At 65.1% G+C, this 26,087-nt stretch carries 25 protein-coding genes; 11 read left to right on the forward strand and 14 right to left on the reverse strand.

Translation table 11 applies throughout. The annotated features are described in order from the left end of the window. Positions 1-182 precede the first annotated feature (182 nt). Positions 183-401 (forward strand): hypothetical protein, encoded by a 219-nt coding sequence (locus KSS94_RS10675; protein ID WP_217842941.1) that lies wholly within the window; start codon positions 183-185, stop codon positions 399-401. Positions 402-435: 34 nt separating this feature from the next. Here KSS94_RS10675 and KSS94_RS10680 read toward each other — a convergent pair whose 3' ends face one another. From KSS94_RS10680 to KSS94_RS10705, 6 genes are all read right to left on the reverse strand, one after another. Further along, a complete protein-coding gene (locus tag KSS94_RS10680) occupies positions 436-903 on the reverse strand; it encodes a VOC family protein (protein ID WP_217842942.1) in 468 nt (155 codons plus the stop codon). Between the two features lie 156 nt (positions 904-1,059). Continuing rightward, positions 1,060-1,323, reverse strand: coding sequence for a DUF3077 domain-containing protein (locus KSS94_RS10685; RefSeq protein ID WP_217842943.1), 264 nt, complete (start codon positions 1,321-1,323; stop codon positions 1,060-1,062). Positions 1,324-1,397: 74 nt separating this feature from the next. Further along, a complete protein-coding gene (locus KSS94_RS10690; protein WP_217842944.1) occupies positions 1,398-1,640 on the reverse strand; it encodes a hypothetical protein in 243 nt (80 codons plus the stop codon). Positions 1,641-2,232: 592 nt separating this feature from the next. Next, entirely contained in the window at positions 2,233-3,264 is a 1,032-nt protein-coding gene (locus KSS94_RS10695) for an AraC family transcriptional regulator (protein ID WP_217842945.1), read from the reverse strand. Further along, a complete protein-coding gene (locus KSS94_RS10700; protein WP_217842946.1) occupies positions 3,261-4,175 on the reverse strand; it encodes a GGDEF domain-containing protein in 915 nt (304 codons plus the stop codon). Before KSS94_RS10700 ends, KSS94_RS10695 begins: the two co-directional genes overlap by 4 nt. Positions 4,176-4,530: 355 nt before the next feature. Further along, entirely contained in the window at positions 4,531-5,928 is a 1,398-nt protein-coding gene (locus KSS94_RS10705) for a purple acid phosphatase family protein (RefSeq protein WP_217842947.1), read from the reverse strand. A 351-nt stretch (positions 5,929-6,279) separates the two neighbouring features. On the opposite strand from KSS94_RS10705, the gene KSS94_RS10710 reads away from it, so the two are divergent. From KSS94_RS10710 to KSS94_RS10740, 7 genes are all read left to right on the forward strand, one after another. Beyond that, complete coding sequence (locus KSS94_RS10710) at positions 6,280-8,757, forward strand: TonB-dependent receptor (protein ID WP_217842948.1); 2,478 nt, start codon at positions 6,280-6,282, stop codon at positions 8,755-8,757. Positions 8,758-8,775: 18 nt separating this feature from the next. Continuing rightward, positions 8,776-10,668, forward strand: a complete 1,893-nt coding sequence (locus tag KSS94_RS10715) for a phytase (protein ID WP_217842949.1) — start codon at positions 8,776-8,778, stop codon at positions 10,666-10,668. Between the two features lie 161 nt (positions 10,669-10,829). Next, on the forward strand, positions 10,830-11,543 hold the full coding sequence (tolQ, locus tag KSS94_RS10720) for a protein TolQ (RefSeq protein ID WP_217842950.1): 714 nt from the start codon (positions 10,830-10,832) through the stop codon (positions 11,541-11,543). 11 nt (positions 11,544-11,554) lie between these two features. Continuing rightward, entirely contained in the window at positions 11,555-11,998 is a 444-nt protein-coding gene (gene tolR / locus KSS94_RS10725) for a protein TolR (RefSeq protein ID WP_217842951.1), read from the forward strand. A 2-nt stretch (positions 11,999-12,000) separates the two neighbouring features. Beyond that, entirely contained in the window at positions 12,001-12,780 is a 780-nt protein-coding gene (locus KSS94_RS10730; protein WP_217842952.1) for an energy transducer TonB, read from the forward strand. A 161-nt stretch (positions 12,781-12,941) separates the two neighbouring features. Next, positions 12,942-13,673: a type 1 glutamine amidotransferase gene (locus KSS94_RS10735; protein WP_217842953.1), complete on the forward strand. Its 732-nt coding sequence runs from the start codon at positions 12,942-12,944 to the stop codon at positions 13,671-13,673. Positions 13,674-14,087: 414 nt separating this feature from the next. Further along, on the forward strand, positions 14,088-14,288 hold the full coding sequence (locus tag KSS94_RS10740) for a DUF1289 domain-containing protein (protein ID WP_217842954.1): 201 nt from the start codon (positions 14,088-14,090) through the stop codon (positions 14,286-14,288). 348 nt (positions 14,289-14,636) lie between these two features. Here the strand turns inward: KSS94_RS10740 and KSS94_RS10745 are convergent, their stop codons facing one another. Further along, positions 14,637-15,332 carry a YoaK family protein gene (locus tag KSS94_RS10745; protein ID WP_217842955.1) on the reverse strand — a complete coding sequence of 232 codons (696 nt, stop codon included), beginning with the start codon at positions 15,330-15,332 and terminating at the stop codon, positions 14,637-14,639. 31 nt (positions 15,333-15,363) lie between these two features. Then, on the reverse strand, positions 15,364-15,837 hold the full coding sequence (locus KSS94_RS10750) for a GNAT family N-acetyltransferase (protein ID WP_217842956.1): 474 nt from the start codon (positions 15,835-15,837) through the stop codon (positions 15,364-15,366). Positions 15,838-16,004: 167 nt separating this feature from the next. On the opposite strand from KSS94_RS10750, the gene KSS94_RS10755 reads away from it, so the two are divergent. Further along, positions 16,005-16,745 carry an alpha/beta fold hydrolase gene (locus KSS94_RS10755; protein ID WP_217842957.1) on the forward strand — a complete coding sequence of 247 codons (741 nt, stop codon included), beginning with the start codon at positions 16,005-16,007 and terminating at the stop codon, positions 16,743-16,745. Here KSS94_RS10755 and KSS94_RS10760 read toward each other — a convergent pair whose 3' ends face one another. Then, positions 16,746-17,363, reverse strand: a complete 618-nt coding sequence (locus tag KSS94_RS10760) for a dihydrofolate reductase family protein (protein ID WP_217842958.1) — start codon at positions 17,361-17,363, stop codon at positions 16,746-16,748. Between the two features lie 207 nt (positions 17,364-17,570). Between KSS94_RS10760 and KSS94_RS10765 the strand changes: the two genes are divergently transcribed. Together KSS94_RS10765 and nudC are read left to right on the forward strand one after the other, a co-directional pair. Beyond that, positions 17,571-18,383 (forward strand): crotonase/enoyl-CoA hydratase family protein, encoded by an 813-nt coding sequence (locus KSS94_RS10765; protein WP_217842959.1) that lies wholly within the window; start codon positions 17,571-17,573, stop codon positions 18,381-18,383. 35 nt (positions 18,384-18,418) lie between these two features. Beyond that, a complete protein-coding gene (gene nudC, locus KSS94_RS10770) occupies positions 18,419-19,249 on the forward strand; it encodes an NAD(+) diphosphatase (RefSeq protein ID WP_217842960.1) in 831 nt (276 codons plus the stop codon). Between the two features lie 770 nt (positions 19,250-20,019). On the opposite strand, the gene KSS94_RS10775 is transcribed toward nudC, so the two are convergent. The 5 genes from KSS94_RS10775 to KSS94_RS10795 all read right to left on the reverse strand — a co-directional run bounded on the left by KSS94_RS10775 (position 20,020) and on the right by KSS94_RS10795 (position 25,700). Continuing rightward, positions 20,020-21,198 carry an integrase core domain-containing protein gene (locus KSS94_RS10775; RefSeq protein WP_217838874.1) on the reverse strand — a complete coding sequence of 393 codons (1,179 nt, stop codon included), beginning with the start codon at positions 21,196-21,198 and terminating at the stop codon, positions 20,020-20,022. A gap of 233 nt (positions 21,199-21,431) precedes the next feature. After that, on the reverse strand, positions 21,432-22,205 hold the full coding sequence (locus KSS94_RS10780) for a TSUP family transporter (RefSeq protein WP_217842961.1): 774 nt from the start codon (positions 22,203-22,205) through the stop codon (positions 21,432-21,434). Between the two features lie 289 nt (positions 22,206-22,494). Further along, positions 22,495-23,847 carry a glutamine synthetase family protein gene (locus KSS94_RS10785; RefSeq protein WP_217842962.1) on the reverse strand — a complete coding sequence of 451 codons (1,353 nt, stop codon included), beginning with the start codon at positions 23,845-23,847 and terminating at the stop codon, positions 22,495-22,497. 10 nt (positions 23,848-23,857) lie between these two features. Beyond that, positions 23,858-24,418 carry a helix-turn-helix domain-containing protein gene (locus KSS94_RS10790; RefSeq protein WP_217842963.1) on the reverse strand — a complete coding sequence of 187 codons (561 nt, stop codon included), beginning with the start codon at positions 24,416-24,418 and terminating at the stop codon, positions 23,858-23,860. After that, positions 24,411-25,700, reverse strand: coding sequence for an NAD(P)/FAD-dependent oxidoreductase (locus tag KSS94_RS10795; RefSeq protein WP_217842964.1), 1,290 nt, complete (start codon positions 25,698-25,700; stop codon positions 24,411-24,413). The genes KSS94_RS10790 and KSS94_RS10795 overlap by 8 nt, the downstream gene beginning before the upstream one ends. Between the last annotated feature and the right edge of the window lie 387 nt (positions 25,701-26,087).

Genomic DNA, 26,087 nt, shown 5'->3' on the forward strand with positions numbered 1-26,087 from the left:
TACGTTCGATTACTCGCAATTTTCAAGGTTCTGTGCAGGGTTTGGCAGGGAAAAACCCTTGGTATGCCAGGGTTATGCGCAAGGGTGTTGCGGGGGGGGAGGCTAGGCGGGAAATGCGGCGTGGTGTATAGACGCGGCAGCTTTGGTTTTTTTCAGATGGTTTTGCAAGGAGTGCAGGTGACATGCAGGAATCGCTGTTTTACGACTTGCTCGCAGCGCTGATGCGGGTGGTGTGTTACCCCATCGGCTGGTTGGTGTTGCGCTTGCTGACCTTCGGTCACTACCCCCGGCGCGGTATTTGGCTGAGCGGCTCGACGCCGGAGGTGATGACCACGATGCTGGGGGTGGTGGTGTTGCTGGTCGGGGTGATGGCGCTGGCGGGGCAGTTTGTGGTGGGGTAGGGCGCTGTCAGGCCGCTCAGGCGAGCATTGCAGGTCAATCAAGTGCTGGGGCAAATGCCCCGTCGATAAACGCCTCCAACCCCGCCGCTTCGATGATCTCGATGGAAAAATGCCCGAAGCGCTTGGGCAACCAGATGATCCGCGCCCCGGCTGGCGAGTTCAAAGCCTCGCGGGCCAGGGGCTGGCCATTCTCGTCTTCCGGCTGCACACCGCTGGCCAGCAACTCGTCATAGGCCAGTTCAATATCCGGGGTGGAGTAGCAGTGGCGGTAGATCATCCCCTCGCCATGGGTGTCGAGCAGCGCTTTCAGGTTGCCGGCCAGTGGCTGCACCAGCATGAACCGCTCCTTGCCCATGCGCGCGATGGCATAGTGCACATGCAGGCCGCCGCGTTGCCACACCTGGGTGGTGGAAATCTCGGCGCTTAGCACCTGCCGATAGTAGTCGCAGGCTTGTTCGAGCTGGCTGACCAGCACGTCGACGTGGCTGAAGGTGAGCTGCATGGCGGACTCCTGGGTGGCCAGCGAGCATAACCCAGGCGGGTGCCCTGTAGGAGCCGGCTTGCCGTCGATAGGGCCGTCAGCTGCGGTAGCTGTTTGCAGGCCCGGCCTCATCGCCGGCAAGCCGGCTCCTACAGGGTTCCGCATGCCCTCGGGCTTTCAGTGTTTCAGGCCCAACTCGGCATCGTCCATCAGCGCCTTAGCCAGAGCGCTGAGGTAGTGCGCTGCCCAGACCATCTTCGGGTCTTCATCCATTACCCCCACCAGGGTCAGGTGGCTGACATAGCCCATCAACTCCGAGGCCTGTTCACGGGCGTGATTGCAGGGGATGCCGGGTTCGATTCGAAACAGCGGCTGGGGGTTGCTTTCACCCTGGCTGAAGCGGGTCTTGCCGGGGGTGGTGTGGTGCGTGTCCGTGGTCATTTGCCTGTCTCCCTGGAGCTTTTCTGATGGCCCCATCGCCCGCCGGCAATGGGGCCGAATTGCCTGTGCAGCCATCAATGCACCGTCTGCGGCGCCTCGGACACCTGCTGCACCTGCGCCAGCAAGTTTTCCAACAATGTGCGCACGCTTTCCAGCTCATGCATCGCCGCCAACAACAGGAACGAACCCGGCGAACGAGTACTGAGCAACAGGGATTGATGGGTGACGGCCAGCGCGCAATTCACATGCTCGGTGGTCTGCACCAAGGTGTCTTCGAAAAGGTGAGGGTGGGGTGGATCGGGGACAATCTTCAGCATAGTGACCTCAGTGTCTGTAGGGACTACCAGAGACCCGCTGTCAAACAGGAAGGTGGCAGCAGTACGTGGGTTGACAGACCGAGGACACTGAACTCGGCGCACTCGAAAGTGCCCCACGTACAGCCGCCATTGAGGTTGCACGCGTGATCAGTAGTCGAAACAGTCTGTCAAAACTGACCGCTGAATATGCAGCGGCTGGCCGAGACTAGTGACCGAAACGGGCCTGGGCAATGGCTGAACGCGTGGAAAAGCTTGTTTGGGAAACGTCCTACATGGAATAGGGAAAATCCGATAAGTCAGGCCGCAAAGCGGCCTCATCGCCGGCAAGCCGGCTCCTACAGGGTGCGCGCTTGTGGCTTTCAGTGCCTTGGCCAGGGCGCAGTTCACATGCTCGGTGGTCTGTACCAAGGTGCGCAGATGCGGCATGAAGACATGCGCGTTGATGCCCTGATGCGGTCTTGGGACATGCACCAGAGCTGGCAACCATGGCCATGCCTGTCAGGCCATGGTTGTCAGCCTTGGCGCATGTCTCAAGCTCGCATCAGGGCCTGGAGGCCTCCAGCGAAAATATGCTTGCTCGCAAACCCCGCCCCTACAGCGCAGCCCCTCCCGCCAGTGGCTTGAGCTCACTCGGCAGCCGCCCGGTCCAGCGCTTGAACGAGCGGCGCAAATTGGTGTTGTCGTTGAACCCCAGCATCTGCGCCACCTCGTCGTTGCCATACCCCTTGACCTGATACAGGTACAACGCCAGATCGCGCCGGGCGCAGTCGAGCTGTTCCTGAAAATGCGTGCCCTGGCGCGCCAGGCGGCGCTTGAACGAGGCTGGGCTGGTGGCGAAGGCGCAGGCGACGCGCTCCAGGCTCAGCGGCTGGCGCAACTGGCCGAGCAGGTGGTCGTGCAACTGGTCGAGAAAACTCGTCTGCCAACCCCAGGTGCTCAATTGCGCATCGCACGCCTGGCGCGCCACCTGCTGGGCGGTGGAGCCGGCGCCGGGCCAGGGGCGCAGCAGGTATTCACGGGGCACGCTCATCACCGTGCACGGGCAGTCGAACGCCAGCGCATCGCCCAGGTGCACCCAGTACTGCTCCACATACCCAGGCTCCGGGTGGGCGAACTGAAAGCGCCACGGCAACTGCTCGTGCTGCTGGCGGCGGGCCAGGGCGACCACGGCGGTCATGCTGGCTTCGAGCAGGAACAGGGTTTGCTCGCCCATGGCGCAGCTTTCGCGCCAGTACAGGTGCAGGTACTGCTCGTCCAGGCGCAGCACCGGGGTCAGCAGCGGTGACAGCAGGGCGCGGTACTGGCCCAGGCGCTCCAGTGCCTGCAGCAGGTGGTCGGCCTGCTCCAGCAGCAGGCTGGCGGCCCCGTAGTGCCCGGGCCACAGGCGCTGGCCATACAGAAAACTACTGTCGGCGGCGTCCAGCAGGCGCTGGGCGTTGGCGATCAGGCGCAGGAACTGTTGCGGGCTGAGCTGCGCGTTGCCGGTGATGATGTCCTCGTAGAACAGCCCGCAACCGCGCAGCAGGTGGTGGGTGTCGATGTGCCGCGAGCGCGCCAGGTCGATCAGCACGGCGGGCAGGTGGTGGGCGGCGATGAAACGGCTGTCGCTGTCGTAGCCGTTCATGCGCTGCGCACCTGGCGTGGCTTGGCCCGGGCCAGGGCCTGGTTGAGGCGCTTGAGCAACTGCGCCTCGTCTTCGTCCACCGCCATCACGCAGGCGACGCTGGCAGCCAGTTGCAGGCGCTCGCCGTGGCGCACGGTATGGTGGGCCAGGTGGGCGATGCTTTGGCGCAGCGCCTCGGCCATGGCCTGGGCCTGGCGCTCGCCGGTGTTGGGCAGCACCGCGACGAAGCGGTCGCCGGCCAGGCGGCAGAGCATGTCTTGTTGGCGCAGGTTGAGCAGCAGCAACTGCGCCACCACCTGCAGCACCTGGTCGCCTTCGTCCTGCCCATAGCGCAGGTTGACCTGGTTGAAGTCGTCCAGGTCGATGGCCACCAGCGACAGCGGCTGCTGTTCGGCGCTGGCCTGGGCGATGGCCTGTTGCAGGTGCTGGCGCAGGTACTGGGCGCCGGCCAGCGGGGTGAGCTTGTCGAACAGGCGGTGCTCGCGGAACAGCTGCTCGCGCTTGCGCATTTGCTCGCTGATGGCGCGCTGCTCCTGCTGCAGGTGGTACATGCCCAGGGTCAGCAGCAGCATGCCCACCGGCATGGGCGCGGTTTCCAGCCAGTTGTCCCAAATCGCCTCGGGGGGCAGGCGGATGAATTCGTCGAGGGTGTCCATCCACATGGAGAACGCGGTAAAGCACAGGCCCACGGACAGCAACCGGGTGACCCTGCCGGCCGGGCGGCCACGCAGCAGCATGAACAGCCAGCCACACAGGATCAGGCAGGTGCCGCCTTCGCCGGCCACGTCCATCCAGTTGATTTCGGCCCAGGGCTTGATGTTGCCGGCGGCAAGGTAGATGAGCAGGCCGGCGTTGAAGGCCAGCAGCAGGCCGGCGAGGGTCAGGCCGTGGCGTTTGAGCAGCGGGGGCATGGGGCATCCTTGGTGTTGTTGTGGCCTGGGCGGGCCCTGTCGCCGGCAAGCCGGCGTTCATGGAACAAAACACAATTCATTGATTTAACACGGTCCCTGTGGGAAGCGGCCTTGCCGGGGCGCCGTCCGGTCGAGATGGGGCGCGAAGCGGCCCCAGAATCTCGGACTCATGCAAGATCGCCGGGGCCGCTCTGCGGCCCATCGCGACACAAGGCCGCTTCCCACAGAGACCGTGGCGCATCTGCGAGACCAATTCTCTGCGCGACAGCGCAGCCCGAAGGGCTGGGTGATCTCCTACAGGGGATGTGTGGCCCACCCGGCAGCATGCGGGCCGATTATCTCAATCCGATGACGCTCACTTGCCGCGTGCGGTACAGGGCAGGCCGTCCGGGCCGGTGCTGGCGTCGCAGTAACGCTCGCTGGCCAGGGCCAGCTTGGGCTCGTGCAGGAACTTGCGGCCCTTGGCGTCGCGCTGGATGTCGAAGGCGTCGTACAGCTGGTCGTCGGCCGAATAGGCGCGCACCTGCAAGCGGTCCTTCTCGACCCGCACGGTCTGGTACAGCTGGGTGTCCTCGGCGCTGCGGTCGGGCTGGCGGCGGGCGCGGTCGTTGACGCCGTACATCTTCGAGCCGGTCACCGAGACCATGTACACCGGGCCGATGGCCTGTTTGGCGCGCTGCGCGGCGGCGGTGGCCTGGCGCCCGGCGGCATGGGTCAGGCGGCTGTAGCAGTGGTCGTGGCCCTGCAGCACCAGGTCGACCTTGTAGCGCTCAAGCAAAGGTTGCCAGGCGGCCTTCAGCGGCTCGGTGTCTTCGGGGCGGGCGCAGGTGTAGACCGGCTGGTGCATGACCACGATGTTCCACTGTGCCTTGCTGCTGCGCAGGGTGTTCTCAAGCCACGCGGTTTGCGCCGGAAGGGTGCCCAGGTCCAGGGCCGAGGTGCCGTCCAGCACCACGAAACGCACGTTCTGGTAGTCGCTGTAGTAGCTGGTGTCGGCCACCCCGGCGGCGCCGTTGCGCGGCAGGGCGAACTGCGCCGGTACGTGGGGGCTCAGGCTGCGGCTTTCGCTGCCGTCGGCATTGAGGTGGTCGAGGTACTCGTGGTTGCCGAAGGCGGTCAGTTGCGGGATGGCCGCGTATGACCAACCGCCGGCCTGGGTCCATTCGCCCCATTCGTCGTCGTGGGCCAGGTCGTCGCGCGAGGCCACCAGGTCGCCGGCGTGCACCACCAGCGCCGGCTGCGCCACGCTGCGCAGGGCCTGGCGGATGGTGCGCGAGGCGATGGCGAGGATGTCGTTCTGGGTGTCGCCCAGGTACACGAAACTGAACGGCGCGAACTGGCCTTTGGCGGTGCGGAACTGGTGCCACTCGCTCCAGCCGGCGCTGCCCTTGACCCGGTACACGTAGGCAGTGTCGGGTTGCAGGTGTTCCAGGCGCACCTGGTGGTAGTTGGCCGGGCCGTTGTCGCTGTCCAGGCGCTGGGTGCTGCCGCTGAGCTGGCTGGCCTTGGCCTCCAGCGACGGGCCGGCCAGGGCCGGGCCCAGTTGCAGCACGGCGTCGGCCTGGGCCAGGTCGGTGCGGTAGCTGACCGCCATCTGCGTGGCGGCGTTCTGCCCGGGGGTGAGCACGATGCGGTCGGCGAGGGTGCCGGCGGCGTAGGGTTGGCCGGGTGAGCGCGGGATGGGGTTGGTGTCGTTGGCCTGGGCCATGGCGGCGCAGAGCAGGGTGGCGGCGAACAGCAGGGGGCGGTGCATGGGGTTTCCTCGAATGGCCCGGATGGCGTGATGGGGGGCAAAGGAAACAAAGGCGAATGACGGTTCGGTTACCGGGTGGGGGGTCGATTTGGCTCAGGTGAGCGGGGCGTTTTTTTGTGTGTTCAGGGGGCGCCTGATCGCGGGGCAAGCCCGCTCCCACGCCGGTATTAGGGGCTGGCCGAGGGTGCAGGGGGTCATTTGAGCTCAAAACGTCGGTAAAAACCGCCGAAAACCCGGTGCCGGGGCGTTAGGTGCCGGGCGCTGTCATGCAAGTGCCACACAGCCTTTTTAGCGTTCGCAGCCATTCCCGGGTTCGCCGGGCCACTGCAAACGAGGGTTTCCAAGGTGGCAATGCCGTTACGTCACATCCGTTGCAACGGGTTTCGGGTCAGCCTGCTGGCCATCGCCATCGGCGCCGCACCTGCCTGGGCCGAGGAAGAGGCGGTGGAGCGGGTCGAGGTGATCGGCCAGGCTGCCAGCATCGACAAGGCCCTGCGCGAGCAGAAGAGCTCGGACAGCATCGAGAGCGTGGTGCACGCCGATGGTGTCGGCCAGTTGCCGGACGACAACGCAGCCGAAGCCCTGCAGCGGGTGCCGGGCCTGTCGGTGGAGCGCGACCAGGGCGAAGGCCGCTTCGTCAGCGTGCGCGGCATCGCCCCGGACCTGAACAGCGTGACCATCAACGGCACTCTGGTGCCGGCCCCTGAAGGTGACCGCCGCGCCGTGGCACTGGATGTGCTACCGGCAGAACTGGTGCAATCGCTGTCGGTGGTCAAGAGCCTGACCCCGGATATGGACGCCAACTCCCTGGGCGGCACCATCGAGGTAGAGAGCCTGTCGGCCTTCGACCACGACGGGCTGTTCTACACCTTCAGCAGCGAGGCCAGCCAGGACACCAACGTCGACAAGACCAGCCCGAAATTCTCCGGCGCCTTCAGTAACCGCTTCAGCCTGGGCGACGGCGTGGACAACTTTGGCGTGGCGGCGGCGTTCAGCTGGCAGAAGCGCAAGTTTGGCTCGGACAACGTCGAGACCGGCGGCAACTGGGACTTCAGCGGCGGCGATGCGCGGTTGGAGGAGGTGGAGGCCCGCGACTACCAGATCAGCCGCGAGCGCACAGGCTTTGGCCTGAACTTCGACTACCAGCCCGACGACTACTCCAGCTACTACCTGCGCACCCTGTACAGCAAGTTCAAGGACACCGAAACGCGCAACGCCATGGGCCTGGAGTTCGCCGACCCGCAGGGTTCGGGCCAGCGTGGCGAGGCCGAGGGCTGGCGCGACCTCAAATCCCGCGAGGACACCCAGGAAATCCAGTCCTACGTGCTCGGTGGCGAGCGCATGATCGAGCAGTGGACCATAAGCGCCCAGGCCGGCTACAGCCAGGCCACCGAGAAAGACCCGGGCGGCATCGCCGGGGCCAAGTTTGTCGGCGACTTCGACGGTGTGGGTTTTGACGGCACCTCCAAGCCACGGCTGAGCGTGGGCAGCGATTTCTACAACCCCAACAACTTCACCTTGGATGAAGTGGAGTGGGAGAAGGTCAACGGCAAGGACCAGGAAAAGAACATCCGCCTGGACCTGGCCCGCGACTACGAGCTGGCCGGCAACAGCGCCCAGGTGAAGTTTGGCGGCAAGGTCAGCCGGCGCGACAAGACCAGCGACACCGAAACCTGGGTGTACGACGATTTCACCGGTGTGAGCCTGGCCGACTACCAGAGCGGCAATGTCGACTACGCCCTGGGCCACTACGGCAACGGCATCAGCGCCGGGGCCATCAAGGGCCTGATCGGCGGCCTGGACAAGGCCGCGTTCTACGACGAAGAAGCCTCGCGTATCAACGACTTCGACATGCGCGAGGACATCAACGCCGCTTACCTGATGCACACCCTGGACGTGGGCGACTGGCGCCTGATCGCCGGCCTGCGCTACGAGGGCACCGAGTTCGACGCCAAGGGCACGGGCCTGCGCGACGGCAACTACGAGAGCATCCACAGCAGCAACCGCTACGACCACTGGCTGCCCGGCCTGCATGCGCGCTACCAGCTGACGCCGGCCACTGCCCTGCGCGCGGCCTGGACCAATACTGTGGTGCGCCCGACCTTCGGCCAGCTGGCCCCGGGCTTTGCCATCGACGGCGCCGACGCCTCGTTCGGCAACCCCGAGCTGAAACCGCTGGAGTCGATGAACCTGGACTTCGGTATCGAGCACTACATGGGCCGCGCCGGGGTGGCTTCGGCGTTCCTGTTCTACAAGGACCTGGACAACTTCATCTACAGCACTGACCTGGCTGGTAGCGGCGAATGGCTGGGCTTCGACGAGGCGCTGACCTTCGAGAACGGCGGCGGCGCGCGCCTGTACGGCCTGGAGCTGGCCTACTCGCAGAAATTCGACTGGCTGCCCGAGCCCTGGAACGGCCTGCTGGTGGGCGCCAACCTGACCCTGAGCAAGTCCGACGCCACCTACCAGGGCGCCACTGGTGCCAAGCGCCACATCGACCTGCCCAACCAGTCCGACACCGTGGGCAACTTCATGGTCGGCTGGGAGAGCGACCGCCTCAACCTGCGCCTGGCCGCCAACTACAAGTCGGGTTACCTGCTGGAACTGGGCGCCATCGACGACAAGGCCCATGACCAGTACGCCGACGACCAGCTGCACGTGGACTTCAAGGCCGGCTACTTCCTCACCCCTGAGCTGCAGCTGACCTTCGAGGCGCAGAACATCACCGACGAGTCCTACTACGTGTACAGCGGCCACCGCCGCTACAACGCGCAATACGAAGAATACGGCCCGACCTACAAGCTTGGCCTGACCCTGACCCACTTCTGACCCGGATACTGCCTGCCGATGCGTATGTTCAATCTGTCCATGCTGGGGCTGTGTATCGCCCTGGCCCAGGGCGCCGCGGTCGCGGCGCCAAGCCTGGCTTTCAAGGGCCAGGCCGTTGCCAGCGAATACAGCCAGTGGCTGGCGCCGCTGCCGTTCATGCACCAGGCCGAACGCCTGCAGGTGGCCGCCAAGGCCTTGCAGGTGGTCGATGCCCAGGGCCGTGTGCTCGGTGAGCTGGCCGGGCGTTTCGAAACCCTCGACCACCGCGCCGATGCCAATGGCCTGCTGGTGGCGACCCTCGACAAGAAGCGCCAGCAGGCCTTGCTGACCCGCCTGGGTAGCGATGGCCAGTGGGCGGCGCCGCTGTACCTGCCCAAGACCCGCTATGCCATCGAAGGCCTGTGCCTGTACCGCGACAGCGCGCGCAACGACTTTTTGTTCCTGGTGGGCGAAGAGGGTATTGGCGAGCAGTGGCTGGTCGGCCATGCCGGGGTGCCGCTGGCCGAAGCACGCCAGGTGCGGGCTCTGAGCCTGCCGCCGCAAAGCAGCTTTTGCCAGGCCGACGACGCCAGCCACAGCCTGTACGTGAACGAAGAGAGCGTCGGCCTGTGGCGCTACGAGGCGGCTGCAGAAGCGCCGCTGCTGCGCGAGCCGGTGGACCTGCGTGCGCCGTTCGGCGGGCTGGCCAAGGCTGCTGCGGGCATGGCCGTGGTGCCGGGCGGGCTGCTGGCGTTGGACCCGGCGGCAGGCGCCTTGCACCTGTATCAGCAGGCTGCCGGGCACTGGACCCGGGCCGCAGTGGTGCCGCTGGCCACGCTCAAGGAGCCCGAACAGGTGAGCGCCCGCGCTGCCGACCAGGGGCTGGAGCTGTTGCTGCTGGACGATAAAGGCACCCACCGCGCGCAGCTGGCCTGGGCGCCGAAAGCGCTGCCACTGCCGGGCGCCCCGGCGCAGGTCACCGCGCTGGCGCAGACCGACGGGGTGCCGAGTCTGGGCGATGCGGCAGACGACCCGGCGATCTGGGTCAACCCGCAAAACCCTGCGCAAAGCCGCGTGCTCGGCACCGACAAGAAGGGCGGCTTGCTGGCTTACGACCTGGCTGGCAAGCAACTGCAAGACCTGCGAGTGGGGCGGCTGAACAATGTCGATGTGCGCAGCGGTTTTCGCCTGGGCGGGCGCGAGGTGGACCTGGCGGTGGCCAGCAACCGTGACACCAACGGCCTGCACCTGTTCGCCATTGATCCGCGCAGCGGCCAGTTGAGCGATATCGGCCAGGTGCCCACGGGGCTGACAGAAGTTTACGGCCTGTGCCTGTTCAAAGGCGCCGATGGCGCCATCGACGCCATCGTCAACGACAAGGACGGGCGCTTCGAGCAGTACCGCCTGGATGGCAGCAGCGGCAAGGCCGGCGGCCAGCGGGTACGCAGTTTCAGCACCCCGACCCAGTCCGAGGGCTGCGTGGCCGATGACCGCCGCCAGCGCCTGTTCATCGGTGAAGAGGATGTGGCGGTATGGGCGCTGGATGCCCGCAGCAATGCCCCGGCAACGCTGCACAAGGTGATCGGCGTGGGTGGCCCGGTGCAGGACGACATCGAAGGCCTGGCGCTGTACCACGGTGCGCAGCGCGATTACCTGGTGATTTCGAGCCAGGGCAACGACCGCTACGTGGTGGTCGAGGCCGAGTCGCCGTACCGGCTGCGCGGCAGCTTCCAGGTGGGATTGGATGCCGAGCGCGGTATCGACGGGGCTTCCGAGACCGATGGCCTGGAAGTGACCTCGGCCAACCTGGGCGGCCCCTTGGGCCAGGGGCTGCTGGTGGTGCAGGACGGGCGCAAGCGCATGCCCGAGGGTAACCAGAACTACAAGTACGTGGCCTGGGCCGAGGTGGCCCGGGTACTGGGGTTGGAGTGATACCCCGGCCATGACGTGCCTCCTGTGGGAAGCGGCCTTGTGTCGCGATGGGCCGCTTCCCACAGGGGCCGATATTGGCCCGGGAGCGCTGTCATCCCCCCGCAACCTCTTTGCCATTGACTAGGAGCCAGCCGGCTCCCCCGATTGAAAGGACACACGACATGCAAACCCCGACAACCCCGCTGCAACACACCACCGTCTGGGGCCTGGTCAGCGAGGCCAGCCTGGTGGTGCAGGCAGTGATGCTGTGCCTGGTGCTGGCCTCGCTGCTCAGCTGGTACCTGATCGCCTGGCGCGGCACCTCGCTGCGCCGCGCCGAAGGCCATGGCAAGGCGTTTCTCAAACAGTTTCGCGAGGGTGAACTCGGCGCGTTGTATCAGGACGCCCAGGGCAACGCACCGGGGGCGGATGCCGGCCTGCAGCAGATCTTCGTCGCCGGTTACCAGAGCTTCCAGCAACTGCAACCCGGCCAGCAGCCCGATGCGGTGCTGGAGGGTGTCGAGCGCAGCCTGCTGGTGGCCATCGCCGAGCAGGAAGAGCGCCTGGAGAAGGGCCTGCCGTTCCTTGCCACGGTGGGTTCGGTCAGCCCCTACATCGGCCTGTTCGGCACCGTGTGGGGCATCATGAATTCGTTCCTGGGGCTGTCCCAGGTGCAGCAGGCGACGCTGTCCACGGTCGCCCCCGGTATTGCCGAGGCGCTGATCGCCACCGCCATAGGCTTGTTCGCGGCCATTCCTGCGGTGATGGCCTACAACCGCTTCTCGGCCCGCGCGCAAACCCTGATCGCCCGCTACTACGCCTTCGGCAACGAGCTGCAGGGCCGCCTGCAACGGCGCTTGCAGGCCGCCCCGGCGAACCTTGCCGCTGCGGCCTGAGGAGACTGAGCATGCTTGCCAAGCCTGTGCGCAAACATGGCCTGAAGGCCGAAATGAACGTGGTGCCCTACATCGACGTGATGCTGGTGCTGCTGGTGATCTTCATGGTCACCGCGCCCATGCTGGTGCAAGGCGTGCAGATAGAGCTGCCCAAGGTGGCCGCCGAGGCGCTGCCCACGCCGAACCAGCAGCGCATCGTGACGCTGTCGGTGAAGGCCGATGGCAGTTACTACTGGAACCTGGGTAGCGAGGTGGACACCGCCGCGCAGACCGACAGCGCCGTGGACACCGCACAGATGCGCGAGAAGATCGCCGCCATCGTCGCGCAAGACCCGCAGACCCAGGTGTACCTGCGCGCCGACCGCGACACCGACTACGCCAGCGTAGTGGCCGGCATCGCCGAGCTGCAGCGCGGTGGCGTCAGCCGCCTGGGCCTGATTACCGAGGCGCCGTGACCATGACCAGCCTGACCTTGCAGCAACCGATGTGGCGGGCCTGGCGCGAGCATGGCAGCGCGCTGGCCATTGCCGTGGCCCTGCATGCCGGTGCGGCCTGGTTGTTGTTCAGCCTGTCGCACACCCCCGACCTGCCGCCGCCAGCGGCGCAGGTGATCCAGACCCAACTGGTGCAGTTGCCGGCGCCAGAGCCTGTGGTGGCTGCGCCGCCGGTGGTTGAGCCGGCACCGGTGCAGCCCGCCCCCAAACCACAACCGACTGTGCAGGCACCGCCGGTTGAGGACGCCGCGCTGGCGCTCAAGCGGGTACAGCAAAAGGAGCGCCGCGAGCGCGAGCAGCAGGCCGAGCTTGCACGTAAGCAGCGCCAGGAGAGCGAGCGCCGCGAGCAGTTGGTACGGGACGAAAAGGCCCGCGAGGCACGTGAGCAGGAGCAGCGCCTGGCCGCCGCGCGCGATGCCGAGGCCGCGCGCCAGGCCGCTGCCGCCAAGGCCCGTGCCGAGGCCGACGCCGCCAGCCGGCAGTACCTGCCGATCGCCAAACAAGCGCCGGACTACCCGCAGCGGGCGCTGGACCGGCATATCGAAGGGGAGTGCACGGTGGCCTACACGGTAGACCCTGGCGGACGGGTCACCGACCCGCAGGTGGTCGGCAACTGCCACCCGTTGTTCGTCAAGCCGTCGCTGGCTGCGGCCAAGCGCTTCCGTTACCAGCCAAGGTTGGTCAATGGTCAGGCGGTGGCGGTGGCCAACGTGAAGAACACCTTCAGTTTCAGGATTGAGTGAGGGGGAGGCTGGCCGGATGGGGCCGCGCGGCAGACATGACACATTTGTAATCGATGACACATTGTGTCATTAATATCACAGTCCTGCCGCCTTTATCTCCGGTAGGCCTTGATTGATCCTTTTGCCGCGCTGTTCGGTCGTGCCTTACCTGGAGCCCCGCCATGCATGTTCACTTCATCGTCCACGAAGCCTTCGAAGCACCAGGCGCCTTCGAGACCTGGGTCCACCAGCGTGGCTACCAGCCCACCTATTCGCGCGTGCATGCGCAGCAGCCTCTGCCAGGCAGCGCCGCGGGGTTCGACCTGCTGGTGGTGCTCGGTGGCCCGCAAAGCCCGGCGACCCGCATCGAGCAGTGCGCGCATTTCGACGCGGCTGCCGAGTGCCGGCTGATCGCCCAGGCCATCGCGGCGGGCAAGGCGGTGGTGGGGGTGTGCCTGGGTTCGCAGCTGATCGGCGAGGCTCTTGGCGCGCCGTTCGCGCACAGCCCGGAAAAGGAAATCGGCAAGTTCCCGATCAGGCTCACCGCTGCCGGCCAGCTCAACCCCAAGTTCGCCCACTTCGGCGAGGTGCTGGAGGTCGGGCATTGGCACAACGACATGCCGGGCCTGACCGCCGATGCCAAGGTCCTGGCGGTGAGCGAAGGGTGTCCGCGGCAGATCGTCGAGTACGGCAACCTGGTGTATGGCCTGCAGTGCCATCTGGAGCTGACGCCGGAGGTGGTGGAACTGCTGATCGAAGCCTCGGCCGCCGAGCTTGCCGGCCTGCTTGACCGGCGCTTCGTGCAGCAGCCTGAAGCCTTGCGCCGCAATGACTACCGAGACATGAACCACAAACTGTGGGGGTTTCTTGACCGGCTGGTGGAGGATTACCAGGCCGGCCTTAGCGACCGCTAGCGGCCTGTGCCTGGCCAACGTCGGCCGCGTCGCTGACAAGCTTAGGGTTTGTACGAAAAGTCGCCGAGCGGCGATCAGGCAAGGCGAAAACAGGCGAGGAAGCGGAGTTTGCTGGTTGCAAATGAGCATTCCGAGCCTGTTTTCAACGCAGCATGATCGTCGCGCAGGCACTTTTCGTACAAAGCCTAGGCAAAGGCACGGTGAACTTGGGTTCAGCGGGGGTAAAAGCAGTTAATGCGCAAGCGCGGGGCTGCAGGTTCGTCACCCGTGGCCATGAAAAGCTGCTGTACCGCGCCAGGTACCGATGTGTGGGGGCGGGCGCTGCTGGTGGCGGGTGGTTTGTGGGTGTGGATCGACTTGCCCTGCGGGTTGCCTGGAGTATGATGCGCGGCCGCTTCAGGAGCCTTGCCGGTTATGGCCAAAGAGATCGAGAACCCTTGTGTTTCGTTGTGTCAGCTCAACAGTGAGCTGTGTGTGAGCTGTGGGCGCACACGGGAGGAGATTCGCAAGTGGCGGGGGATGAAGCGGCCAGAGAAGATGGCCACGGTGCAGCGGGCGGCGGCGCGGGTAAAGGCGTTGGTCAAGAAGGGGGGTAAGCGCCAGGGGCGGGATTGATGGGGGTTGCCTGTTGGGGCTGGCTTGCCGGCGATGGCGTTTGTGTGGGCGGCTTATATCTTGTGGTGTACGTTATGGTCTGTTCGTTTGTTGGATTGCTTTGAGTTGTTTTAGCTGGTTTTGAATTAGTATGTGCATTCATTATTTGTAGTGACGCTTGTTCACCTTTCCGCCCAGCGTAAGGGTCGAAAGGTGACGAACAGCGCTCATCGTCGATGAATGAGCATGCATCTCCCAAAGCAATAACCATAATCCCCGAGCCCGAGCCCGAGCCCGAGCCCGAGCCCGAGCCCGAGCCCGAGCCCGAGCCCGAGCCCGAGCCCGAGCCCGAGCCCGAGCCCGAGCCCCTCACCGCACCATAAACCCCACCTGCCAAGCCCGTGGCACAAACCCCATCACCAACGCCAACAAACAAGCCAACCCGCAACTCCCCGCCAGCGCCAGCAACCCCAGCCGCTGCTGCAACCAGGCCCCGATGGCCGCCCCGACCAGCATGCCTGCCCAGGGCACCAGCTGGACCCGCCAGCCCCCGCGCCGCTCCCCCAGCAACCAGCGCCCCAGGCCCCGGCCAAAACGCGACAGCGCCCCGGTGACATAGGTCAGCCCGATCGGCAGCCCGTTCACCTGCTCGACCACGGCATTGAGCATGCCCATGGCCAAGGTGGCCAGCACCAGCGCCGGGAAGGTCCAGGGCAGCGGCCAGGCCGCGCACGCCAGCAGGGCGGCGATGATCAGTAGCAACGGCGCGGCGCGGCGGCGCAAGCGCCGGGCCAGCATCACCCCCAGGGCATTGCCCGCCACGAAGCTGAAGATCGCCAGGGCCAGGCGCAGTATCAACGCAAGGTCAGCCTCGCTGATCGCCACAGCAAGGCGCGTGGTGTTGCCACTCATGAACGAGACGAAATCGCCCAGCGCCAGCAGGCCGATGGCATCGGTCATGCCCGCCAGCACCGACAGCGCGGCCACCAGCCCTAGCCCCACGCGCCCGCGCAGCAGGTGCAGGCGCGCCCGGCGGGCGCTGCGGGAGGCGGCAGTGGGCAGCATGGCGATGTCTCCAAGGGGCTGAGCCCTGATGTTATACCGCTATCAGCGCCTTGCGCATGGGCACGCACAACAGTTGCAGGCCCGCCGGCGAGTGATAGACCGCCTGGGTGTCGCCCTCATAGCCGCAGCGCCGGTAGAAGGCCGCAGCGTTAAGTGTGGCGTCCAGGTGGATCTGCTCCAGCCCGGCGGCCCATGCAATGCGTTCAAGGTGCGTGACCATTGCCCGGGCGACGCCGCGTTGCATGTGCCCGGGCAGCACGAACAACGCGCCCAGCTCGCCACTGGCCAGGTCGATCATGCCGGTGGCGACGGTGCTGCCGTTCAGGCAGGCGAGGTGAAAGTGGTCGGCCACCAGGGTGGTGAAACCCTCGCTGTGGGGCACCTCGGCCCAGGCCCTGGCGAGATCTTCGCCGTAGTCGCCGGGGCACTGGTGGAGGATGGCCTGGCGGCGGATGGCGTAAGCGTCGCGGGCGTCGTGGCGAGTGGCGCGGCGGATATCGAGCATGGGGTCCTTCCCTGTATTTGGCTGTAAGGCGGCAATACCCCGTGCTTGACGACGTGCGGCAAACACAAGGGCGCCATTGCAAACCCTGGATTGGCGCATGGCAACTACTCAAGGACTGCCCACGGCGCCATGCTGCGCCTTCCCTTTGGCTGGCAGCGAGGCGTGCGATGGAACTGGATACACCTGTGGTACTGGTCAATGGCCTGATCGGCTGCCTGGATCATCCCGCACTTCACCAAGGCTTGCACCCCCGGCCGGTGATCGCCCCCGACCTGCTGGGCTACGGCACGCTGCAAGGCATGCCTGCCGGGCGCATCGATATCGCGGCGCAGGTGCAATACCTGCATCGCCAGTTGCAGGCGCGCCAGGTGCAGCGGGCGCACCTGGTCGGGCATTCGGTGGGCGGGGTGGTGGCGATGCTGTATGCCCTGCGCTACCCGCAGCAGGTGGCGAGCGTGGTCAGCGTCGAGGGCAACTTTACCTTGAACGATGCGTTCTGGTCGGCGTCGGTGGCGCGCATGGACGCTGATGCTGCCGAAGCGATGCTGGAGGGCTTTCGTGCCGATGCCCAAGGCTGGCTGAGTGCGGCAGGGGTGGCGGCCGATGCACAGCGCCTGGCCCTGGCCCAGCGCTGGCTCGCCCACCAGCCGGCCAGCACATTGCAGTCCATGGCCCGTTCGGTGGTGGCGGTGACGGGGGCGACGCGCTACCTGGAGCAATTGCAGGCACTGTTCGCCGCGGCCCCGGTGCATTTGCTCGCCGGCGAGCATTCGCGCAGCGGCTGGGACGTGCCGCACTGGGCAGCGCAGCAGGCGGCCAGCGTCACTGTGCTGCCGGGCGTTGGCCACCTGATGATGCTGGAAGACCCGCAGGGCTTTGCCCAGGCCCTGGCCAGGCTGCTGGCCTGATCAATCGATCGAGCCGGTTTGCACCTGGGTTTTTTGCGCATAGTGGGCCAGCAGCACGCCTGTGGATGTGACGAAGCTTTCGCGCAAGGTGAACGCTGCGGCCTGGGCATCGTCACCGAACAGGCGCTTGCCGCGCCCGAGCACGATCGGGTGCACCAGCAGGCGCAGCTCATCCACCAGCCCTGCGGCCAGTAGCTGCTGTACCAGCTCGGCGCTGCCCTGGGTCAGCAGGGTGGCGCCGCCCTGCTGCTTGAGGGAGCGCACGGTAGCGATGACATCGGCGCCCAGCACGTGGCTGTTGTGCCAGGCTACCGACTCGGGGTGGTGGGTGGCGACATGCTTGGCCACGCCATTGAACAGCTCGGCCATTGGCTGGTTTGGCGAGTCGGCGGCGACCTTGGGCCAGTAGCCCGCGAAGATGTCGTAGGTACGCCGACCCAGAAGCAGCTCGAACGGCTGGCTGAACAGCGCCTGCATGGCCTTGCCGAAGGCTTCGTCTGCGTACGGCGGCAGCCAGCCGCCGTAGACGAAGCCACCGCTGGTGTCCTCTTGCGGCCCGCCGGGGGCCTGCATGACGCCGTCTAGGGTGATGAAGGCGGCGACGATAAGCTTGCGCATGAGGGGTGCTCCATGGGATGGGTTTGCCAGGTAGTCGATTAGGCCGATGGAAATTCGACAGCAGAAGCAGAAAGTCGCCAGGGCCTTGTAAGAAAAGCCGCTGACGGGGCGCGGCAAGGGTTGGCAGTCTTGTTTTTGGCACAAGTACGGCCTTGTGGGTGCGCTAAGATCCTGCGCGTGAACCCTTTCCCCACAGGAGTGCCGCCCGTGACCGAATACACCGCATTCAAGGTTGAACTGACCGACAGCATCGCCCACGTGCAGATCAACCGCCCAGAGAAGATCAACGCGATGAACGCGGCCTTCTGGGAGGAAATCGTCGATATCTTCCAGTGGGTTGACGACACCGATGCGGTGCGTGCGGTGGTGATCAGTGGTGCTGGCAAGCATTTTTCATCCGGCATCGACCTGATGATGCTGGCCTCGCTGGCCGGGCAGATGGGCAAGGACGTTGGCCGTAACGCGCGGCTGCTGCGCCGCACCATCCTGCGCCTGCAGCGCTCGTTCAACGCTGTCGACAACTGCCGCAAACCGGTGCTGGCAGCCATCCAGGGTTACTGCATCGGTGGCGCCATCGACCTGGTGTCGGCCTGCGACATGCGTTATTGCGCCCAGGATGCGCAGTTCTCGATCAAGGAAATCGACATGGGCATGGCCGCCGATGTCGGCACCTTGCAACGTTTGCCGCGTATCATCGGCGACGGCATCCTGCGCGAGCTGGCCTACACCGGGCGCATGGTGGACGCCGACGAAGCGCTGCGCATCGGCCTGGTGAACCGGGTTTATGCTGACCAGGCGGCGCTGCTGGACGGGGTCTTTGCCATTGCCCGTGAGATTGCCGCAAAATCACCGGTCGCCGTGGCCGGCACCAAGGAGATGCTCAGCTACATGCGTGACCATCGTATCGACGATGGCCTGGAGTACATCGCTACCTGGAACGCCGCGATGCTGCAGTCCGAAGACCTGCGGGTGGCGGTGGCTGCCCACATGAGCAAACAGCAACCGACGTTCGCCGACTGACCGGGTTGGCGGGCGCCTTGAAGGGACCCGAACCGATGTCAGCACGCTGGACAACCGCAGTACTTGACCCGCAGATCGCCGGTGGCCTGGCCGTGGCACGCAGCCCCGAGGGCTTTTTGTACGACGCCAACGGCGCTCTGTTCCCCCGTGACTGGCTCAAGCGCCAGGGCCTGGAGGTGCTGTGCGAGCACGGTATTGGCCATTTCGACGGGCAGCCGGTGTTCCTGCTGGAGCTGCGCGGTGCCGGCGAGGTGCCGGGCTGCGCCTGGCAGGGGCTGCGGCGCTTCATGCTCGAGGGCGACTTTGACACCTACAAGGTGCTGGGTTATGCCGCGCAGATCGGCACCTGGGCCCGCGAGCACCGGTTCTGTGGCAGCTGCGGGCAGCCGATGACGCAGATCCACTGGGAGCGGGCGATGTACTGCCAGCCGTGCGAGCTGCGCAGCTATCCGCGTATTTCGCCGAGCATGATCGTGCTGGTGACCCGTGGCGACGAGCTGTTGCTGGCGCGTTCGCCGCGCTTTGTCACTGGGGTGTACAGCACGTTGGCGGGGTTTGCCGAGCCGGGTGAGTCGGCCGAGGACTGCCTGGTGCGTGAGGTGCGTGAAGAGGTGGCGGTGGAGGTGAAGAACATCCAGTACGTTGGCAGCCAGTGCTGGCCGTTCCCGCATTCGATGATGTTGGGGTTTCATGCCGAATATGCGGGGGGGGAGATTGTCATGCAGCCGGATGAGATCGAGGATGCGCAGTGGTTCAATGTGCATGAACTGCCGCCGTTGCCGGCGGGGCGGTCGATTGCGCGGTATTTGATTGATTTGTATGTGGCGCGGCGGTTGGGGTTGCCTGAGCCGGTGTTGCCTGCTTGATAATGGTTTGTTGGTTTGTTGGTTTGTTGGTTTGTTGGTTTGTTGGTTTGTTGGTTTGATTGTTTTGAGAGTTGTAGGCGCATTCATTATTTGTAGTGACGCTTATTCACCTTTCCGCCCTTACGGCGGGTAACTTTTTGAGGGATCAAAAAGTCACCAAAAAATCCTCGCTCCATTCATCCGGCCCCTGCGCTTCGCTCCGGGGTTCCCTCACTCCGGGCTTGCTCCGGGGGTACGCGCCGACGGGCCGTCCCTGGCCCGATCGGCGCTCGACCGGCATCCATGCCGGTCGCCCCCCTACGCAATCCCTGCGTTCGGCCTCCTGAAGTCGCGAAGTTAGGGGCGGCGCCTGGACTGGCGCAGCTAACCGCTAGTTGCCACCGTGGGACCTCAGGATTGAATCGCGGGGCAAGCCCGCTCCCACAGTAAGTGCGCGATCAGCGTGGGAGCGGGCTTGCCCCGCGATGGCGTCAGAACAAACAACAAATCAATAACAATCAAACCAACATCCCAGCTGTTGATCTGGCTGTTGATCTTGCCTCTAAGCGCGCGATAGCCCAGGCAACACAAATCGCGACTTCAGGAGGCCGAGCGTAGGGATTGCGTAGGAGGGCGACCGGCATGGATGCCGGTCGAGCGCCGATCGGGCCAGGGACGGCCCGTCGGCGCGTACCTCCGGAGCAAGCCCGGAGCGAGGGAACCCCGCCGCGGGCGGGGCTGATGATGGGAGCCATGTACGGGCCACCCACATGGGTTACACAAAAGTTCACTCACATAGGTGACAACACCTGAAGTGTTACATAACCATCATCGGCATCTCGCTCATCGATCCTGCCGAGAATGATTGGGCCGAAAATAACATCCCACACCCCATCCCCGACCTGCTCCAGCCCAATGGTCTGATGCTTGAGCACGTAACCTACGTAGATCCTCAAACCCCGACGGTTGACGATGCCACTTCGATCAGCTGGCAGACTCTCGATATGACTGGGGTAAGTCATTTCAGGTAGTTTTTCCGGGAACGGGCGTGGCGAAGGCTGATAGCAGGACGCTGGTGTTTTCTGCTTCAGTGCTTCGTGGAGCCGCTCGTAATTGTAGTGCTGCCGGAAGCGGTCGAAGTGCCGTTGTTGAGCCTCCCAAGCCACTGCGGGAGGTGACGGAAGCGTACTTTTGAGTGTTCGGTGCATACGCTCGTGCCGACCATTTTGCTCCGGTCTGCCAGGCGCAATACGTTCAGGAATAATGCCCAGGCGCAGCCACCAAATGGACAGCTGGGAGAGCCCCGCACGCCCTTTGCTGGCAAACGGCACGCCGTTATCGGTTCGGATACGTTCAGGTAGCCCGTTCTCGCGAAAGACCTCAGTGAACACAGCCTGTGTCTCCAGGAAGTTCGTGTTGGCCATACTGTGGCACGCAAGCAAGAAACGACTGGCGTGATCCATGATCGTCAACGGATAGCACCAGACCCCAGCGCCTGTCAGAAACTGGCCTTTGTAGTCCGCACTGAATAGCTGATTGGGCGACTCCGCTTTTTCCAGCGGCTTGGGATAGACCGCCACACGCTGGCGCAGGCGTCGCGGCTTGATCAGCTCGGCCTTCTTGAGGATGTTGTAGATCGTTGTCTTGGAAGGGGGCGCCTCGTCAGGAAAACGCTCCTGTAAAGCTGCCTGGATTTTCTTGGGGCCAGGCTCCGTCTGGCCCTGACCACGCAATTCGATGATGGCCTCACGAACGGCGACGGGCACAACCCAATCTTGCGTCAGCCGACGACGGCTGCGTTCCTCCAAGCCTGGCGGACCATCGTTCTCGTAACGCTCTACCCATTTGTAACCGGTCTTTCGACTGATCTCGTAGGCCTCGCAAAGGGCGCTGAAGCTAGGCGCCCCATGGAGATAGTCCGCGATGAAAAGCAATTTCATGTCCATAGGTTTCAGCTCTCGCCAAGGCATGGTCAGACCCTCGAAAAACCGACCATGCCAGTTAAAAACTGTTACCTATGTGCGTGAACTGATTTGTCACCTATGTGGGTGAGTCATACCGCCAGCGTTTTTTGGTTACTTTTTGTCGCGTTTGACAAAAAGTGACCCGCCGTAAGGGCGGAAAGGTGACGAAAAGCGCATATCGTCAATGAATGCGCATACATCTCCCAAAGCAATAACTATAAACCCCGACCCCGCCCCCATCACCCAAACCAATGCTGCCAAGCCAACCTCACAGTCAACGCCAACACCACAGTAATAAACACCGGTCGAATAAACCTGCTCCCCCCGCTGATCGCCGTACGCGCCCCGAAGAACGCCCCGACCATCACCGACAACCCCATGCATAACCCGACGATGTAATCCACCTGCCCGGAAATGATGAACACCGTCAGTGCCGCAATGTTGCTGACAAAGTTCATGCTCCGTGCCACGCCACTGGCACGTACCAGGTCGATGGGGTACAGCAGCAACGTACTGACCGTCCAGAACGCCCCCGTGCCAGGCCCGGCAACGCCGTCGTAGAAGCCCAAAGTGAAACCCTGGGGTACCTGCCATTTCTTGCGGATCGGCGCATCGGCATCCAGCGGCGCCTTGGGCGTACCCCCGAACAGCAAATACACACCGCAGGCGAACACGATCACCGGCAGCATCTTGTTCAGCCACTCGGCCGGCATGTAGTGGGCAATCACCGCGCCAATCAGCGCGCCCGTGAGCGTTGCGAACAACGCCGGGCGCCACTGCGCGGGGTGGAACAGCTTGCGCCGGTAATAAGTGAAGCCGGCGGTGGCCGAGCCGAAGGTGGAGCTCAATTTGTTAGTGCCCAGCACCAGGTGCGGCGGCATGCCGGCAGTCAGCAGCGCCGGTGTGGTCAGCAGGCCGCCGCCACCGGCGATGGCATCGATGAAACCGGCAACGAATGCCACCAGGGCGAGGATCAGCAGGGTGAGGGGTTCTACGGTGAGTTCGAAGGGCATGGGATCTGTGCAGGCAGGAAGGCAGGGGCGGCAAAGGGCCGCGCTGGAAGGAGGGTATGGTAATCCTCGGGGTAATCGGTTGCCAGTACCGGCCTCTTCGCGGGCAAGCCCGCTCCCACAGGTATTGCACAGCCTCTGAGGCAAATGCTGTACCTGTGGGAGCAACTGTCTTGTGCTGCCTGAACTGGCCTCGTCGCCGGCAAGCCGGCTCCTATAGGTGCAGCGTAGGCCTGAGGCTTATGCAATCTCTGTGGGGGCGGGTTTACCCGCGAAGGCGCCAGCACTCGGCTCACAGGAACCAGCGATACTCCCGCGCACTGACCTCGTGCATGAACGCCAAATGGTCCTGGCGCTTGTTTTCGCAGTACACCATCACGAACTCTTCCCCCAGCCCTTCGTTGACCGCCGGGTGCCCGCGCATGGCGGCCACGGCGGCGGGCATGTCCTTGGGGAAGTCGATGCCGCTGGTGCGGTCATCGTTCAGCGGCGCGATGGGTTCTTGCGCTGCGTCCAGGCCGTGCTCCATGCCGCAGAGGATGGCTGCCAGCACCAGGTACGGGTTGGCGTCGGCGCCGGCCAGGCGGTGCTCGATGCGCAGGTTGTGCGGGCTTGACTCGGGGATGCGGATGCACGCGTCGCGGTCCTCGAAACCCCAGCTGGCACGGCTGGCGGCATTGACCATGGCGCCGTAGCGGCGAAACGCGTTGTGGTTGGCGGCGAAGATCGGCATGCAGTGCGGCAACAACGCCAGGCAGCCGGCCACGGCGTGGCGCAGCGGGCGTTGCTGGTCGGCGGCCAGCAGGTTGTTGCCGGCCAGATCGTACAGGCTCACGTGTACATGCATGCCGCTGCCGGGGGCCTGCAGGTAGGGTTTGCTCATGAACGAGGCGCGCAGCCCGTGCTTGAGCGCCACGCCGCGGGTACTGCGGCAGAACAACGCTGCCCAGTCGGCGGCGCGCAGGCCGTCGTCGCAGTGGCCGAAGTTGATTTCGAACTGGCCCGGGCCCAGCTCGGCGGTGATCACGTTGGCGTCCACACCCTGGGCGTTGGCGCTGCTGACCATGTCGCGCAGTACATCCGAAAACCGCGACAGGCGTTCGATGTGCATGTTCGGCTGGTCGTCTTCATCCTGGCTGAACGGGTCGCGGGGGAACTGCGGCAGGCCGTCCTTGAGCGCCCGCTCGAACAGGTAGAATTCAAGCTCGAAGGCCACCACCGGGCGTATGCCACGGCGCTCCAGGCGTTGCAGCACCCGGGCCAGCACTTCGCGCGGCTCGAACTCGATGGGCACGGCGGTGCCGTCGGAGGTAATCAGCATTTGCCCCAGCGGCTCGCGCTCCCAGGTCACCGGCTTCAGGGTGCCGGGCACCAGGCGGCGCTGGGCGTCGGGGTCGCCGTCGTTGAAGCAGTAATCACCAATCGGGAACAGCCCGCCCTGGGCGCCCAGCAGCACGCAGTTCTGCGGCAGTTTCAGCGGGCTGCCGGCGGCGACCTTCTCGAGCATGTCGATGGGGTAGCGCTTGCCGTAGAAATGCCCGGGGATGTCCAGGCTGAGCAGGTCGACGTAACGCACGTCGGGGTGGTGCAGGCGGAAGGTGCGGACTTCATCGAGCAGGGTGGGTGCGTTTTTTGTGCTTGTCATTGCAATGCTCTCAGCGGAAGACCCAGAGAACCCGGGTCGCCTGGTCGGTCAGGTTGGCATAGCGAAACTGGCTGTGGGGCGGTAGCTGGAAACTGTCGTTGGCGCGCAGGGTGACGGCACCCTCGTGCCCGTGGTGCCAGAGCGTCAGCTCACCCTGCAGCACAAAGCCGCCCTGTTCGGAGCTGTCGTCCAGGTGCCCCTCGCCACTGCTGGCGCCGGGCGCCAGGTGGCTTTCGAGCATGGCGAAGCGGCCGTTGAGGGTGGGTGACACCAGCACGTCGGTAACCCCGGCGGCGTAGTACAGGGTGCGCCGTTCGCCGGGGCGGGTGACCCAGTCGATCTGGCGTGGTGGCACCGCCTGGTAGAAGTAGGTGGTGGGCACGTGCAGGGCTTCGCTGATGGCGGTGAGGTCGGCCACGGTGGGGCGCGACAGGCCGCGCTCGACCTGCGACAGAAAGCCCAGCGAGCGGTTGACCCGGCTGGCCAGCTCGTCGAGGGTCAGGCCGCGGTGCTTGCGCAGGTCGCGCACCAGCCGGGCCAGCGCTTGGGCGTCGTCAATCAGCTCAGACATGGTCGCGCATCCGGTACCAGGCCTTGGCGGCGGCCTCCAGCGGCGCGGCCAGCAGGTCGCCACCCGGGAAGCGGCCGTTGTCGATGCCCTGGTACAAGGCCAGCAACTCGGCATTGCCGAGGATGGCGTCGCTCACTGCCCGTGCCCCGGCCAGTGTCGGCAGCACACCATGGCCGGAGAAGCCCTGCAGCCAGTAGCGCTGGCCCTGGCGGCCGATGTCCGGGGTGCGCTGGATGCTGCAGTCGATATGGCCGCCCCAGGCGTGTTCGATGGCCACGCCGCGCAGCTGCGGGAAGACCCGTTCCAGGTAAGGGCGGGTGGCTGCGGCCACGTCTTTGGGGATACCGCCCAGGTAGGTGCAGCCGCCGCCAAACAGCAGGCGGTGGTCGGGGGTCAAGCGGAAGTAGTCGGGAACGAACTGGTTGTCGATCACGCAGCTGTTGCGTGGTAGTAACGAGGCGGCAACATCGGCGCCCAGCGGCGCTGTGGCCACCTGATACGAGCCTACCGGCAGCAGGCGCCGGGCCAGGTTGCGATCGAGGCGGTCGATATAGGCGTTGCAGGCCAGCACCAATACCTGGCTGCGCACCTCGCCAGTGCCGGTGCGGGCAACGAAGCCGCCGGCATGTTCGTGGTAGTTGAGCACATGACTTTGCTCGAAGATGCGCCCACCCGCGATTTCGACGGCGCTGGCCAGGCCCTGGGCCAGTTTCAGCGGGTTGAGGTGGGCGCCGTTGGGGTCGTACAGGGCGGCCTGGTAGCGCGGGCTGTCGACCCACTCAGGTAACTCGTCGCGGCCGATCAGGCGCAGGCAGTCATAGCCGTACTTGGCTTCGGCGTCGCGGCGGGCCTGTTCCAGCAGCGCCACCCGGCGCGGCAGCACGGCGCTCCACAGGCTGCCGATGCGGTAATCGATCTCGAAACCGTGGCGCTGGGGCAGCTCGCGCAGTTCGCGGGCGGCCCAGCACATGCTGTCCCACAGGCGCCGACTGCGCTCCAGGCCCAGGGCTTTTTCAAGCGGCGGCAGGTCGCAGGACCAGCCGAGCAGCGCCTGGCCACCGTTGCGTCCCGAGGCGGCCCAGGCCACCCGGCTGGCTTCCAGCAGGGTCACCCGCTGGCCGGCCTGGGCCAGGCGCAGGGCAGTGTGCAGGCCGCTGAAACCGGCGCCGATGATCAGCACGTCGGTGTCGTGGGGGCCGTGCAGGGTGGGGCGCAGGGGGATGCTGGCGGGGTAGGTACGGGCGTAGTAACTGGCGACGTGCTGGGCGGATTGCTTGAACATGCCGAGGCCTCGTGAAATTTCTTCTGATTATTTTCATGAAAAAATAGCAGAGAAATTTCACTGCGCCAGTCAGAGAGCACCTTGTCGGAGATCACTCAGCCCTTCGGGCTGCGTTGTCGCGCAGAGAACTAGTCTCGCAGATGCACCGCTTCCCACAGAGACTGTGTTAAATCAATGAGTTGTAGTTTGTCCTATGAGAGCCACCCAGCCTCGTAGGCTGCGCTGTCGCGCAGGGAACTACGGCCGCGAGCGCGCTCCGGCACCTGTGGGAGCTTTAACCGCGAAGCAGGCGCCGCGCTAGATGGCACCGGCTTCGCCGGTGTTCGCGGCTAAAGCTGCTCCCACAAAATCTTCGTTAAATCAACGAATTGTGATTTGTTCCATAGG

The sequence above is a fragment of the Pseudomonas fakonensis genome (assembly GCF_019139895.1).
GTDB lineage: Bacteria > Pseudomonadota > Gammaproteobacteria > Pseudomonadales > Pseudomonadaceae > Aquipseudomonas > Aquipseudomonas fakonensis.

Bases quoted from the DNA above. Each gene is read 5' to 3' on its own strand.
- nudC (WP_217842960.1), top strand. From the start codon at position 18,419: ATGTCAGCACGCTGGACAACCGCAGTACTTGACCCGCAGATCGCCGGT.
- KSS94_RS10775 (WP_217838874.1), bottom strand. From the start codon at position 21,198: ATGCCTTGGCGAGAGCTGAAACCTATGGACATGAAATTGCTTTTCATC.
- KSS94_RS10730 (WP_217842952.1), top strand. From the start codon at position 12,001: ATGACCAGCCTGACCTTGCAGCAACCGATGTGGCGGGCCTGGCGCGAG.
- KSS94_RS10695 (WP_217842945.1), bottom strand. From the start codon at position 3,264: ATGAACGGCTACGACAGCGACAGCCGTTTCATCGCCGCCCACCACCTG.
- KSS94_RS10735 (WP_217842953.1), top strand. From the start codon at position 12,942: ATGCATGTTCACTTCATCGTCCACGAAGCCTTCGAAGCACCAGGCGCC.
- KSS94_RS10690 (WP_217842944.1), bottom strand. From the start codon at position 1,640: ATGCTGAAGATTGTCCCCGATCCACCCCACCCTCACCTTTTCGAAGAC.
- KSS94_RS10785 (WP_217842962.1), bottom strand. From the start codon at position 23,847: ATGACAAGCACAAAAAACGCACCCACCCTGCTCGATGAAGTCCGCACC.
- KSS94_RS10780 (WP_217842961.1), bottom strand. From the start codon at position 22,205: ATGCCCTTCGAACTCACCGTAGAACCCCTCACCCTGCTGATCCTCGCC.
- KSS94_RS10740 (WP_217842954.1), top strand. From the start codon at position 14,088: ATGGCCAAAGAGATCGAGAACCCTTGTGTTTCGTTGTGTCAGCTCAAC.
- KSS94_RS10675 (WP_217842941.1), top strand. From the start codon at position 183: ATGCAGGAATCGCTGTTTTACGACTTGCTCGCAGCGCTGATGCGGGTG.
- KSS94_RS10680 (WP_217842942.1), bottom strand. From the start codon at position 903: ATGCAGCTCACCTTCAGCCACGTCGACGTGCTGGTCAGCCAGCTCGAA.
- KSS94_RS10760 (WP_217842958.1), bottom strand. From the start codon at position 17,363: ATGCGCAAGCTTATCGTCGCCGCCTTCATCACCCTAGACGGCGTCATG.
- KSS94_RS10700 (WP_217842946.1), bottom strand. From the start codon at position 4,175: ATGCCCCCGCTGCTCAAACGCCACGGCCTGACCCTCGCCGGCCTGCTG.
- KSS94_RS10705 (WP_217842947.1), bottom strand. From the start codon at position 5,928: ATGCACCGCCCCCTGCTGTTCGCCGCCACCCTGCTCTGCGCCGCCATG.
- KSS94_RS10745 (WP_217842955.1), bottom strand. From the start codon at position 15,332: ATGCTGCCCACTGCCGCCTCCCGCAGCGCCCGCCGGGCGCGCCTGCAC.
- KSS94_RS10750 (WP_217842956.1), bottom strand. From the start codon at position 15,837: ATGCTCGATATCCGCCGCGCCACTCGCCACGACGCCCGCGACGCTTAC.
- tolQ (WP_217842950.1), top strand. From the start codon at position 10,830: ATGCAAACCCCGACAACCCCGCTGCAACACACCACCGTCTGGGGCCTG.
- KSS94_RS10790 (WP_217842963.1), bottom strand. From the start codon at position 24,418: ATGTCTGAGCTGATTGACGACGCCCAAGCGCTGGCCCGGCTGGTGCGC.
- KSS94_RS10795 (WP_217842964.1), bottom strand. From the start codon at position 25,700: ATGTTCAAGCAATCCGCCCAGCACGTCGCCAGTTACTACGCCCGTACC.
- KSS94_RS10710 (WP_217842948.1), top strand. From the start codon at position 6,280: ATGCCGTTACGTCACATCCGTTGCAACGGGTTTCGGGTCAGCCTGCTG.
- KSS94_RS10685 (WP_217842943.1), bottom strand. From the start codon at position 1,323: ATGACCACGGACACGCACCACACCACCCCCGGCAAGACCCGCTTCAGC.
- KSS94_RS10715 (WP_217842949.1), top strand. From the start codon at position 8,776: ATGCGTATGTTCAATCTGTCCATGCTGGGGCTGTGTATCGCCCTGGCC.
- KSS94_RS10755 (WP_217842957.1), top strand. From the start codon at position 16,005: ATGGAACTGGATACACCTGTGGTACTGGTCAATGGCCTGATCGGCTGC.
- tolR (WP_217842951.1), top strand. From the start codon at position 11,555: ATGCTTGCCAAGCCTGTGCGCAAACATGGCCTGAAGGCCGAAATGAAC.